This is a genomic window from Treponema primitia, from assembly GCF_046533075.1.
Lineage (GTDB): Bacteria > Spirochaetota > Spirochaetia > Treponematales > Breznakiellaceae > Termitinema > Termitinema primitia_B.
Genome location: NZ_JAJQRB010000020.1, coordinates 1 through 11,818 on the forward strand (window position 1 = coordinate 1; position 11,818 = coordinate 11,818).

General features: G+C 40.4%; 10 protein-coding genes and 1 pseudogene. 8 read left to right on the forward strand and 3 right to left on the reverse strand.

Annotated features, from left to right (window positions below; genetic code table 11):
• The first annotated feature begins 514 nt into the window (after window positions 1–514).
• On the forward strand, window positions 515–1,606 hold the full coding sequence (locus LQZ19_RS04080; RefSeq protein WP_411046380.1) for an IS110 family RNA-guided transposase: 1,092 nt from the start codon (window positions 515–517) through the stop codon (window positions 1,604–1,606).
• Between the two features lie 75 nt (window positions 1,607–1,681).
• Here LQZ19_RS04080 and LQZ19_RS04085 read toward each other — a convergent pair.
• Window positions 1,682–2,181: pseudogene (locus LQZ19_RS04085) on the reverse strand (transposase).
• A gap of 562 nt (window positions 2,182–2,743) precedes the next feature.
• Between LQZ19_RS04085 and LQZ19_RS04090 the strand changes: the two are divergent.
• The 7 genes from LQZ19_RS04090 to LQZ19_RS04120 all read left to right on the forward strand — a co-directional run bounded on the left by LQZ19_RS04090 (window position 2,744) and on the right by LQZ19_RS04120 (window position 10,017).
• A complete protein-coding gene (locus tag LQZ19_RS04090; protein ID WP_411046381.1) occupies window positions 2,744–3,451 on the forward strand; it encodes an RraA family protein in 708 nt (235 codons plus the stop codon).
• Window positions 3,452–3,466: 15 nt separating this feature from the next.
• On the forward strand, window positions 3,467–5,365 hold the full coding sequence (locus tag LQZ19_RS04095; RefSeq protein WP_411046382.1) for a TRAP transporter permease: 1,899 nt from the start codon (window positions 3,467–3,469) through the stop codon (window positions 5,363–5,365).
• Window positions 5,366–5,416: 51 nt separating this feature from the next.
• A complete protein-coding gene (locus LQZ19_RS04100) occupies window positions 5,417–6,406 on the forward strand; it encodes a TAXI family TRAP transporter solute-binding subunit (protein ID WP_411046383.1) in 990 nt (329 codons plus the stop codon).
• A 71-nt stretch (window positions 6,407–6,477) separates the two neighbouring features.
• Window positions 6,478–7,449: an NAD(P)-dependent oxidoreductase gene (locus LQZ19_RS04105; RefSeq protein WP_411046384.1), complete on the forward strand. Its 972-nt coding sequence runs from the start codon at window positions 6,478–6,480 to the stop codon at window positions 7,447–7,449.
• Between the two features lie 21 nt (window positions 7,450–7,470).
• A complete protein-coding gene (locus LQZ19_RS04110; RefSeq protein WP_411046385.1) occupies window positions 7,471–8,319 on the forward strand; it encodes a DUF6282 family protein in 849 nt (282 codons plus the stop codon).
• A gap of 28 nt (window positions 8,320–8,347) precedes the next feature.
• Window positions 8,348–9,181, forward strand: coding sequence for an SDR family NAD(P)-dependent oxidoreductase (locus LQZ19_RS04115; RefSeq protein WP_411046386.1), 834 nt, complete (start codon window positions 8,348–8,350; stop codon window positions 9,179–9,181).
• Window positions 9,182–9,222: 41 nt separating this feature from the next.
• A complete protein-coding gene (locus LQZ19_RS04120; protein WP_411046387.1) occupies window positions 9,223–10,017 on the forward strand; it encodes an aldolase/citrate lyase family protein in 795 nt (264 codons plus the stop codon).
• A gap of 55 nt (window positions 10,018–10,072) precedes the next feature.
• Here LQZ19_RS04120 and LQZ19_RS04125 read toward each other — a convergent pair whose 3' ends face one another.
• Both LQZ19_RS04125 and LQZ19_RS04130 read right to left on the reverse strand, forming a co-directional pair.
• Window positions 10,073–10,936, reverse strand: coding sequence for a MurR/RpiR family transcriptional regulator (locus LQZ19_RS04125; protein ID WP_411046388.1), 864 nt, complete (start codon window positions 10,934–10,936; stop codon window positions 10,073–10,075).
• 3 nt (window positions 10,937–10,939) lie between these two features.
• Window positions 10,940–11,659: an RraA family protein gene (locus LQZ19_RS04130; protein WP_411046389.1), complete on the reverse strand. Its 720-nt coding sequence runs from the start codon at window positions 11,657–11,659 to the stop codon at window positions 10,940–10,942.
• Window positions 11,660–11,818 lie beyond the last annotated feature (159 nt).

The window sequence follows — 11,818 nt, forward strand, 5'->3', positions numbered from 1 at the left end:
GGAGACTTCGGTGTCTCCCTCCGCGGGGAGCCCCGGCTGGGCTGTAACGGCGCGGGAACGGGAAGCAGGGTTCATCAGCATAGATGGTAAAACGATACGGGGAAGAATGATAACTTGCTATTTACACAGAATTTCTGACACGCTCAGGGCTCCGAATCCCTCTTATGCGGGGAAGAAAAAATCGGCCCTAAACGATGTTTTACCGCCGCCCTTGAACCGGACTATATGTTTTCCATTCTTTTTGGAAAGTAAATGCAGGAGATGCTATGATTTTAATTATCGGGGGGTTGTGGTACTCTGGACCGACGGGGCCAGAGAGCCGGCGGCAGGTTGTGCAGGGAAGCGAGGAAGGATGGGGAAACCCGACTGAACCTCGGTTTGGAGATTAACTTACAACCGGCCACCGTAAAACAAAATGCGGCTGCCTGTCAGACAGGCAGACCGCGAATAGGAGTTCGGTGAACCACACCCGATAATTGCTCCTGGTCCTTATTTTATCGTAAGGAGCAGAAAGATGAAAGAGCGGAGGTATGTTGGAATCGACGTGGGGAAAAGGACCTATGCGATGGCGGTGATAGGGAAAGCCGGAGCCGTGACCCACAGTAACGGGAAGACGAGCGATGCGGGACGTGCAGCGTTGTGGAAAAAGCTGCAAAAGACCGACAAAGTGGCGATTGAGGCCGGGAATATGGCGTTCATCATGGCGAAGGAGATACTTGCCCAGGTTGGGTGCGAGGTGGTGGTACTCAACGCATCCCGGCTGGCCTTGATCTACGGGTCGATGAAGAAGACGGACAAGGAGGATTCACTCAAGCTGGCTCGGATCATTGAGCAGTTCCGGGATGATCAGCTTCCGTCAGTGCCGCTGCCGAGTGACCAGGAAATGCGGCGGAGGAAACTGATAGCCAGTCATTCGCGGGCGGTAAAGCTGCGGACGCAGATGATAAACACGCTTCACGGGCTGTTTTTGCACCAGGGGATAACCACGGTGGTGGCGAAGGACCTGGCAACCACGGAAAACCGGGAAGCAGCGGTAAAGCAACTGACGGGGTTGGAACGGGAAGAGGCGGAATGGACGCTTGAGGTGATAGAACACTGCGAAAAGCGAATGGTTCGGTTGGATAAGCATATGGCTGCGGAACGGAAGGGCGATAAACAGATAGAGCGGATTATGGAGGTACCGGGAGTGGGCCCGGTGGTGTCCCTAGCCTTTGTGGCCTTTTTAGGGGATGGGAGCCGGTTTGAAAACGCGTCGCAGGTGAGCAATTACCTGGGCTTGGTACCCCGGGTGGATATGTCGGGAACGATCGTGAAATATGGGGGAATAACAAAACGGGGAAACAAGTATCTGAGATCGTTGTTGGTCCAGGCATCCTGGGCGGTGATGCGCTCAAAGCAAGGGAGTGCGTTGAAAGAACGGTATGAATATATGACGGTGGTGAAGGGTTTGGGAAAGAAAAAAGCAATTGTTGCCATAGCCCGAAGGCTGGCGGAATTGTTATGGACCTTGTTACGAAGCGGAACTGACTACGAGCCGCGGAAGTTCACCGGTCCCTCAAAGGGTGTACCGGTTGAAAAAATAGTTACTGAGGCATTAGCGAGCTAAGCTCGTTTGCATAGGGGACGGGAGCTGTCATGGGGAAAAACTTTAAAAAAGTTTGTGAAATTCCCTTGACATAAATCATAGGAGCCCTGCGTATATCCCTCGTATAAACGGGCGAGTACGGTGGGTGTACCGGGCGCTCGCACGCTTGTAGAATTTACCTGTCATATATTCATACCTTTCTTTCAACGCGCTCCCTTTCTTTGAGCGCATCACTGCCCAGGATGCCTGGACCAACAATGTCCGTAGGTATTTGTTTCCCCATATTTCACGATGGTTCCCGACATATCCACCCGGGAGACCAAGCCCAAGTAATTGCTCACTTGCGATGTGTTTTCAAACTGGCTCCCGTCTCCCAAAAAAGCCACAAAAGCCAGGAATACCCCCGGGTCTACCCCCGGTCCCTTCATAATCCGCTCTATCTGTTTGTCACCCTTTCGCTCCGCAGCCATATGCTTATCCAACCGAACCATCCGCTTTTCGTAGTGTTCAATCACCTCAAGCGCCCATTCCGCCTCTTCCCGATCCAGCCCCGTCAGTTGATGGATCGCTGCTTCCCGATTTTCCCCGGTTGCCATGTCCTAGCCACCACCGTGGTTATCCCTTGGTGCAAAAACGCCGCTCGTCACGCATCGTTCGTCCTCCCGTTGCTGTGGGTCACCGCCCCGACTTTCCCTATCACCGCCATCGGGGTTCAGCAGGTTTCCCCATCCTTCCTCACTTCCTCGTATAACCTGCCGCCGACTCTCTGGCCTCTCGGCCCAGAATACTACGACTTCCCGATAATTAAAATCATAGCATCTCCGAAAGTAAATTCTACTTGCGTGTGAGCGCCAGGGATACCCCCGTACCCGTCCTCCTTTGTGGGTGTACGGAAGAATGCTTTTGGGAGGGCGCTTATCATCCTTTATGAGATTTCCTCTTTCAGAAGCTTTTAGGTAGATCGGGAGAATTTTGCTTTAGGGATTATGTAAAAAAATTTGTAAAAAAACTTGTTGACACCCGTAAAACCATATGGTATTATTTATTACATAAAAGAAAAGTAGTAATATTTATTACTATTACAACAAAGAAGAGTATTTCGTTGTTGAAGGGGTTCTGATTACTCTATGTATTATCTAAAACACAAGGAAGGTTTATATGGGTGCTAATTTTCATGATTTTGTAGATCCTATACCACAAAAAATTATTAATCGGGTTAAAAAATTAAATTGTGCACTTTTATGCGACGGGATGAAAGGTACGGATGTTCTTCGGGAAGGATGTATGGATGCAGATATCATGCCTATTAATCGCAAATTAAAAATGGTTGGTACGGCTATGACTGTTGAAACGAACAACGGAGATAATTTTCCGATTCATGTTGCCATTTATTCAGCAAGGCATGGATATGTCATGGTTATTGATGGTAAGGGGTATAAAGAAAGGCCTTATTTTGGCGATCTAATGATGGCATCCGCCCAAGCTATGGGTGTAGCAGGTATGGTTGTGGATGGTTATTGTCGGGATACAAATGGGTGTTTGGAATTGAATTTCCCTGTTTATTCAAGGGGAATTATGCAGCGAGGCGTTATTAAAAAGGATCCTGGCATAATAAATGGAACTGTTAAATGTGGAGGTGTAATTGTTAACCCTGGAGATCTTGTTGTTGGCGATTATGATGGTGTCACAGTAGTCCCCAGGGAAAAAATTGAAGAAATTGTAGATAGTGCTGAAGAAAAATTTGCCTATGAAAAAGAGCGGGCTAAAACTATAAAAAGCTTTTCCATGGCAAGGAAAGAAGGTAAGAAAACACCGCAATTAGCACCACAATGGGTAATAGATCTGCAAAATGAGCAAAAATCTTAACTCATGGAGGCTATTATGCAGGCGATAAAACACATAGGTATGAAAAAGATTTTTGGTTGGTTGGCTTTTGTATTTGGAGTAGGAATAGCTGCATATCATTTGTATACATCAGGATTCGGACAACTCACAGCTATTCGACACCGGATGATTCATTGGGGGTTCATGGTCATTATCGGGATGTTCTTATGTCTGCAAAAAAATGATTCAAAAACAATAAAAGATAAAATATTTTTTTGGTTAGATATTGTATTTGCCTTAGGGGCCTTTATAGGAATGCTCTATATTAATATAGAATATGTTGGGCTATTTAATCGTACGGGACTATATACTTATAATGATAAGCTTGTAGGGTTTATTATGATTTTTGCAGTATTATGGTCTACTTATCGTCGGCTTGGTCTGCCTATGGTAATTATTGCCAGTATAGCTCTTGCCTATTGTTTCTTTGGTAAGTATATACCAGGGGGATTAGGTCACAAAGGTTTTTCTGTAGGTAGGATTATAGGTGTAATGGCCTATTCTTTTGAAGGCATTATGTCATCTCCCTTGGGTGCGTCTGCAACATATGTTATTGTTTTTTTGATTTTAGCATCAGTTATGGAACAAACAGGATCAGGAGCATTCTTCATCAATCTTGCTCTAGCGGGAACGGGTAGTAGGCGCGGTGGTCCTGCAAAAGCAGCGGTTATTGCCAGTAGCTTTTTTGGGACTATTTCTGGAAGTGCGGTTGCCAACGTGGTGAGTACAGGAACATTTACTATTCCTTTAATGAAAAAAACAGGCGTGGATCCTGATTTTGCAGCTTCAGTAGAGGCAGTTGCGTCCACAGGCGGACAAATTATGCCACCCATTATGGGTGCTGGAGCATTTGTTATGGCTGAAATGACCGGTATTCCATACCTCCAGATAGCGAAAGCTGCAATAATACCGGCATTATTGTATTACATAGCTGCTTATATTGTTATTGATATTTATAGTAAGAAACACAATCTAATGGGTGTACCAAAAGAAGAATTACCAAATGCGAGAAAAGAAATGAAAGCCAATGGGCATTTAATAATTCCAATTATTGCTCTAATTGTCTTATTAATGGCGGGAAATACGGCTTTGAAAGCGGGTTTTTATGCTACAATTGCAACATTTTTTATCGGGCTAATCAGAAAAAGTTCGCGTATTGGTCCAAAAAAATTACTCCTTGCATTAGCAAATGCTGGTAAAAGTGGCGTTGAAGTTGCCTGTGCCTGTGCCTGTGCCGGGCTTATTATAGGGACATTTTCCCTTACTGGCTTAGGTTTAAAATTATCAGCTCTGATAATACAGTATTCCCATAATTACCTGATAGTTGCTCTATTTATGACTATGATCGCTTCCCTTATTCTTGGTATGGGCTTACCAACTACCGCTTCTTATATAATGCTCGCTGTACTTGTGGCACCTTCATTAACAAACATGGGACTTTCAAAGTTGGCCGCCCATCTTTTTGTGTTTTATTTTGGGATACTTGCAGCCATTACTCCTCCTGTAGCGCTGGCCTCATATGCAGCAGCAGGTTTAGCGCACAGTGATCCAATGAAAACAGGTTGGAGGGCTGCCCGTTTGGGGATCACTGCTTTTATTGTACCGTATATGTTTTGTTTTGGACCACCTTTATTGTTTGTTGGTTCGGCTCTCCGGATTATTCATGCAACAATCACATCGGTAATTGGAGTCTATTTTGTAGCTTGTTCACTTGAGCGGTATATAATGGGATATAAGCTTATGTTGCCATTATCTATTCTTCTCTTTATAGCAGCATTGCTTCTTATGCATTATGGTTTAATTTCTGACTTGATCGGTTTAGCTATAGGTGTGACAATTATGTTATATCAATTTCTTAGTCATAAATTAGTATTAAAGGAGGGTATAAACAAATAAACTGTTTCTGTTCAACTTGTATGTAGATAATTATTTATTAGGAGGCTTGTTATGAAGAAAGGTAAAACTTGTTTTTGTATAGTTATGATTTTTAGTATAACATTGTTATTTGTTGGTTGTAAAAAAAAGGATGATGCAGAAAAGAAGGATACAGTTGTTCCTGGTTCAGTTACGAGGATTTCAATAGGAACTGCTAATACCAGTGGTATTTCTTATATTTTTGGTGGCGCCTTGGCCAATTTGATTAATCAAAAGCTATCTGGGATTGAAGCGACTGCAGAAGTAACAGCAGGTGGTGTAGAAAATATAAATTTATTGCAGGCTAGGGAATTAGAATTCGGTATAGCGCCAACTGAAAGTCTCTATTTTTCATGGGAAGGAACAGCCCCTTTCCAGAGTGCAAATAAGGAATTGAGGCTCGTAGGAAAACTTTGGCCCAGTACTATGCATATCGTTGCCCTCCAGTCAGCCAATATCAAAAGTGTATCAGATTTAAAAGGTAAAAGAGTATCCGTTGGAGCTCCTGGTGCAGCGCAAAGGATTTATATAAAAATTATCCTGGAATCATACGGACTTGATTTTAAAGATCTGGTCAGTTTGGATATTGGATATAGTGAAGGTATTGACGGTATGAAAGATGATTTAGTAGATGCTGTTTTCTTTCAAACCGGTGGTCCAAACGCATCCATTATGGATTTAGCTCTTAGTAAGAAAATAAATCTTGTGCCAATTGATCCCGATAAGGCAAATTTTATTGTACAAAAATATTCATATGCTAATCAATCAGTTATTCCGGCATCAATGTATAAAACAGACAGCGATGCTCGTGTTATTCATACAAACAATTGTATTGTTTGTAGATCGGATATTGATGACAATACGGTATATCAAATCACAAAGCTTATTTTTGAAAATATTGATGCCTTAAAAAATGCTCATACAATTTTAGGTGAAATCAGGCCTAATGTAGCTGCAGAGGCAATTATTCCTCTACATCCCGGCGCTGAACGTTATTATCGGGAAATTGGAATAATAAAGTAAATTATTTTTACAAGAGCAAAGATTAATAAACCGATACCTTGGCAAAAAAATAAAAAGGAGTTTTTAAACAGATGGAAAAGATAGTAGTTGCTGGACCTTTTAATGATGAAATGAAGACTTGTCTAAAAGAAGAATTGCCTACTGGATTTGAGCTAAAATTTATCTCATCTCGGGATGAATATGCTGAATTCGGAGACGCAGACTATATTATTCTCCGTACTCTTTCTATTCAGAAAGAAGATATTCCTCACATAAAGAAGGCTAAAATTATCCAACGTTGGGGAGTTGGTGTTGATGCGGTAGATCTTGAAACCCTTGGCGCCCGTGGTATTCCTGTGGCAATCCCTTCGGGTGTTAATGCAGTATCAGTTTCTGAAATGACATTAGCATTAGCTTTGGCAGTACTTCGCAATATTCCGATATTGCATAATAGTATTTTAGCAGGGAAGCATGAAAAAGAATTATATAGTAAGCGCTCATATACTATTAACGGGAAAACAATTGGAATTATTGGAATCGGCAATATAGGAAAAAAAGTTGCACGTCTTTTTCATGCGTTTGGAGTTAAAGACATTCTTTATTATGATCCCTTTAGATTGAAACCTGATCAAGAAAAGGAGTTGAATGTTATTTATAAATCGTTAGATGAATTATTTCGACAATCCGATATAGTAAGCCTTCATGCGCCGCTTACTGATGAAACTCGTAATATCATAAATGAGGAGAGCCTTTCAAAGATGAAAGTAAAGGCTGTATTAATAAATACAGCAAGAGAGGAGCTTGTTGATTTGAATGCTCTTGCAAAGGTTATCAAAGGCGGTAAATTATTAGGTGCGGGTATAGATGCAATAGAAAAAGAAACGGTGAAAAAAAACCCTCTTGCAGAATTCGATAACGTAATTTTTACGCCCCATCTTGGAGGAAATACCGTTGATAATTATGCTCATGCTGCAAAACATTGCATAAAAAATATAATAAAGATAAGCAGAGGTGAATCTTTGGATGCGGCTGATTTAATTAATGCCCAATATCTAATTAAATAATTACATTAGTTAGGAGGTAATATGCCAGGAAAAGAATTTGACTTAATAAAGGGGGGATATGATCTTCATGTACATACCGCTCCTTCTCATTATATCAGGCTCTTTGATGATTTTGAATATGCTAAAGAACTTGACAAATACGAAATGGGTGGTTCTATTATAAAAGCGCATTTCGGTACAACTTGTGCAAGGGCGCAGCTGGCTAATAAATATAGCGGTGCAAAAGCCAAATTATATGGTGCATTAACTCTTGATTGGGCTGTGGGGGGGATTAATCCGTATGCAGTTCAATCTGAAATTTTGCTAGGGGCAGCGATAATATGGATGCCAACATTTCATGCAAAAAACGATCAGGTTGGATCGAATTTTAAAAAGCACCCGGTTTCAGGTCCTGGAATAGAAATTATTGATGAAAAAGGTAAGTTATTGCCAGTCGTATATGATATCATTGATTTAGTAAAAAGCGCTGATATTGTATTAGCTACAGGGCATCTTAGTCCGAAAGAATCATATGCTCTCTGCAAAGAAGGTATTGCCCGTAGAGCGACAATGTATTTAACACATCCCGATAGGCCTATTGAAAATGTATCGATTGAAATGCAGATCGAATTGTCAAAACTAGGAGTTTATATTGAAAAAAGCTATATTAATGTATTAAAAAATCAAATATCAATTACTGATGTTGCTGATCGTATTAAAAAAATATCACCAAAAATGTGTGTTATGACAACGGATCTAGGAAAATCTGAAGATGTTTCTCCACCCATAGGTTTAGCTACTTTTGTTAAAGAGCTTCTTAATTTTTCGTTTACTGATCAAGAAATAAAAATGATGGTATCAGAAAATCCAAAAAAAATATTACATGTCTGAAAAAATTAGTTGACTAGGAGATAAAGCGATGAAAGAGAAACATCTTAGAGGAAAGACGGCATTAATTACCGGATCCGGTCGAGGAATTGGTCAGGCCATAGCAAATCATCTTGCCTTTTGTGGGGCAAATGTTATTATTCATGACGTGGCAATGGATTCTCCAAAAATATTTAACGAAGGTGACTCTGTAGAACAGGTGGCGGATAAAATTGGAAAAGAAAATAGCGTAAAAACTATGTTTGTACTAGGTGATCTGACAAAGCCAGATATAGTTAGCAGTATGGTTGAAAATATTCATTCGCAATTTGGTCAGATTGATATCCTTGTTCCATGCGCTGGTGCTGACATTAGTTCGAAAGGCGAAACCGGACCTAATGCCGGAAAACTTCTAGATCCTCTGTTAGCGATTAATATATCCAATGAGGATATTAAAGCAATATTGGAAAGGAATCTACTTACATGTATTTATACTTGTAAAGCCGTTGTACCAGAAATGATTGAAAGAAAATATGGATGGGTTGTTGTGATGGGAAGTGTATCTGCTACATGGGCATCACCAGAACAGGCAATTTATGGAACGGCAAAAGCCGCAGTACACCAATATGCAAGAAATTTAGCTGCCATGTGCAGACCTTATGGTGTGTATGTTAATATTATTGCCCCTGGTATGACATTGTCCGGAAGATTTAAGGCAAGCCGGGAATTAAATAAAGATTTATTGCGTAAAACCGGGTCCTTGGACAGATACTGCTGGCCAGAGGAAGTAGGTCAAACAGTAGGATTTTTAGTCTCTGAAGATGCATCATTTATCAGCGGCCAAATTATTAGGATTGATGGTGGAAAACAAATATGGCCGGCATAAACCGTTGTCCATATTTCATTTTAATTTAGGGAGTATTTTTGATGAATGAGAACAAAATTAGAAAACTTTTAAATGAGGGAAAACCTACTACCTGTACTCGAATATGGAGTACATGGTCTTTTTTCACGGAGGCTCTTGGTGCAACCGGAAATTTTGATTATATGGAATTTGCTGCGGAATATGCGCCTTATTCTCAAGTTGATCTTGAAAATATAGCAAGAGCTGCAGAATTACATAATATGGGCACGATGATAAAACTGGATTTTATGAATCGTGGTTTTACCGCTCAAAAAGCCATCGCATCTGGATTTCAGGCTATTTTATTTGTTGATCATGAAACCCCAGCAGAAGTTAAGGAAAGTATTAAGATGATAAAACCTAATACTCCAAGCGATAAAGGGTTATATGGTACACCGCAGAGAAGATTCATAGGAACCCGTCCAAATGTCTCGCAAACTGAACATGCCCAACGATTAAGAGATATTGTTATCTGTTTTATGATTGAAAGTGAAGAAGCAATGAAGAATATTGATGAGATCTGCTCAATTGAAGGTGTAGACATGCTTCAATTCGGTCCTTCTGATTATAGTCTGAGTGTCGGTTGGAACCGCAATGAACATATAGAAGAGCTAAAAGCAGAAGAAAGAAAAATGATAGACGTAGCATTAAAGCATGGGATTCAACCTCGATGCGAAATAAAGAAAGTAGAAGCGGCTCAATATTATATTGATTTAGGGGTGAGACACTTTAGTCTTGGAGATCAATTTGATAAAATTAATCAATTTTGGAAAGAGGAAGGAGCAAGAATACGAAAAATCGCTGACGAATTGAAATAAAGTATTAATCAATGGCATGTGCGTATTATAGCTGTGAATGGATGGCCGCTTATATTCACAAATTGGCATTTGATTGAATGCCTTTTAATATTTTATCAGCGTCTTTAAGATTGGTTTTTGCTTTATTGCGATTTTGATCAGTAAGCACACCAATTAAAATATCAGCTATAAGCATTGATGATGTCATAGAGTTATGAAAGTTTTTGCTTAAAGTTTCAGAGGAAAGTAATATATCTGAAATAGAAGCAAAGGGTGATAAGTATCCATCGCTGACTGAGATAATAAAAGCACCTCTTTTATGAGCCAGCGCTGTAAAATTTACTACTTGGGTAATATAACGCGGGAAGCTGATTGAAATTACTACATCCTTTTTGCTGATGCGATGGAGGAACTCAACAATATCTAAATTGCCATTATAAATGAAATCACAATTTCCCAATATACGATTTATATTGTAGGCTAAGTAATGGGAAACACAATGACAACTACGTTGTCCAAATACATAGATATGTCTAGCGGAGCTGATTTTTTTTGCAGCCTGAATAATGGAATTGTCAGATAAATTAGCATAAGTTATATTAATATTGTCTAATTGTTGTCGTACGATATCGGTGATTAAATTATTTCTATTTTCAAAATTATGAAAATTCATCTCAAGTTTTACTGAAGGACCTGATTTTATCTTTAGATATTCCTGGAGGTTTTTTTGTAATTCCGCATAGCCTGTAAATTTTAAAGTTAATGCAAACCTGACAACTGTAGTAGTGCTGGTTTTCACAATCCGTGCAATTTCATCAATGGTTGAGAAAGCAGCTTGCATGGGATTTTTCAATATATAATCTGCTACTTTTTTCTGAGAATTAGTCAGTGTTGGAAGCCCTTTTTCTATTTTATCAAAAATAAGTATATTATCTGCCATAATCTAATCTTCATAAATCCCTTTCATGAATTTAGCGATTTTCACCGGGTCATTGGTTGCGCGTATTGCCGCTTGTCTTTTTTCATCACCTTCCTGAATCCGTTTAACCCGGACTGCAACGTCTTCCAGATAGCCTGCGGGAAATTTAACAGCGCCGTCTTCCCCTGCGTGGATTATCTCGCCGGGGGCAACATCCATGCCGCATATATCCACCGGAACATTTATTGCCTGGATAACGAAGCTTCCGTGACCTGCGGCTAACCCGGTGAACATACATTGAATATGGAGTGGGCGTATTTCTTCTAAATCGCGGGAAGGGCCGTCGGTTACAATTCCTGTCACTCCTACTTGCTTAAAGGATGTCAGCATATTGCCCCCTAATAAACCATTCTTATTTTTGATGTGCTCGGGGAAATTTTGTTTTACCGCAAGTATAACCGGTTTTGGTGATTTTTCGATTGCCTTCAAAATATCTATAAATTCAAGCCGACCAAAGGCAGGATCGGGCATCCCATACACTACGGTCACCGCATAGCCTGCCCGTCTTCCAATTTCAGGATACATACATTTTAGCGATTGATTTGCATACCAATTTGCTTCCCATGGGTTGTATAGACCAAGACAATTTTCTTTATCGCTCGGATAAGTGGCAACCGCATTAGTAATGGTAGGTGTATCGTATTGCTCTAGTTCTTTTAATAAATCCAGTTGACTGTTACCCATGAAAGAATCTCCTTTAAAAACAATATTAATAGTAAAACGAATTTACAGTTTTTTATTATAACTGTCTAGGGGTACATACTGCCGGTGCGAATACCGCTGATGGGTTAACCCTTCACGTCTATCATTGATGGGACGCCGGTATCGGCATAGATGGATTGG

Excerpts from the sequence above, each read along its gene's own strand:
- LQZ19_RS04080 (WP_411046380.1), top strand. The coding sequence starts at position 515 with ATGAAAGAGCGGAGGTATGTTGGAATCGACGTGGGGAAAAGGACCTAT.
- LQZ19_RS04090 (WP_411046381.1), top strand. The coding sequence starts at position 2,744 with ATGGGTGCTAATTTTCATGATTTTGTAGATCCTATACCACAAAAAATT.
- LQZ19_RS04095 (WP_411046382.1), top strand. The coding sequence starts at position 3,467 with ATGCAGGCGATAAAACACATAGGTATGAAAAAGATTTTTGGTTGGTTG.
- LQZ19_RS04100 (WP_411046383.1), top strand. The coding sequence starts at position 5,417 with ATGAAGAAAGGTAAAACTTGTTTTTGTATAGTTATGATTTTTAGTATA.
- LQZ19_RS04105 (WP_411046384.1), top strand. The coding sequence starts at position 6,478 with ATGGAAAAGATAGTAGTTGCTGGACCTTTTAATGATGAAATGAAGACT.
- LQZ19_RS04110 (WP_411046385.1), top strand. The coding sequence starts at position 7,471 with ATGCCAGGAAAAGAATTTGACTTAATAAAGGGGGGATATGATCTTCAT.
- LQZ19_RS04115 (WP_411046386.1), top strand. The coding sequence starts at position 8,348 with ATGAAAGAGAAACATCTTAGAGGAAAGACGGCATTAATTACCGGATCC.
- LQZ19_RS04120 (WP_411046387.1), top strand. The coding sequence starts at position 9,223 with ATGAATGAGAACAAAATTAGAAAACTTTTAAATGAGGGAAAACCTACT.
- LQZ19_RS04125 (WP_411046388.1), bottom strand. The coding sequence starts at position 10,936 with ATGGCAGATAATATACTTATTTTTGATAAAATAGAAAAAGGGCTTCCA.
- LQZ19_RS04130 (WP_411046389.1), bottom strand. The coding sequence starts at position 11,659 with ATGGGTAACAGTCAACTGGATTTATTAAAAGAACTAGAGCAATACGAT.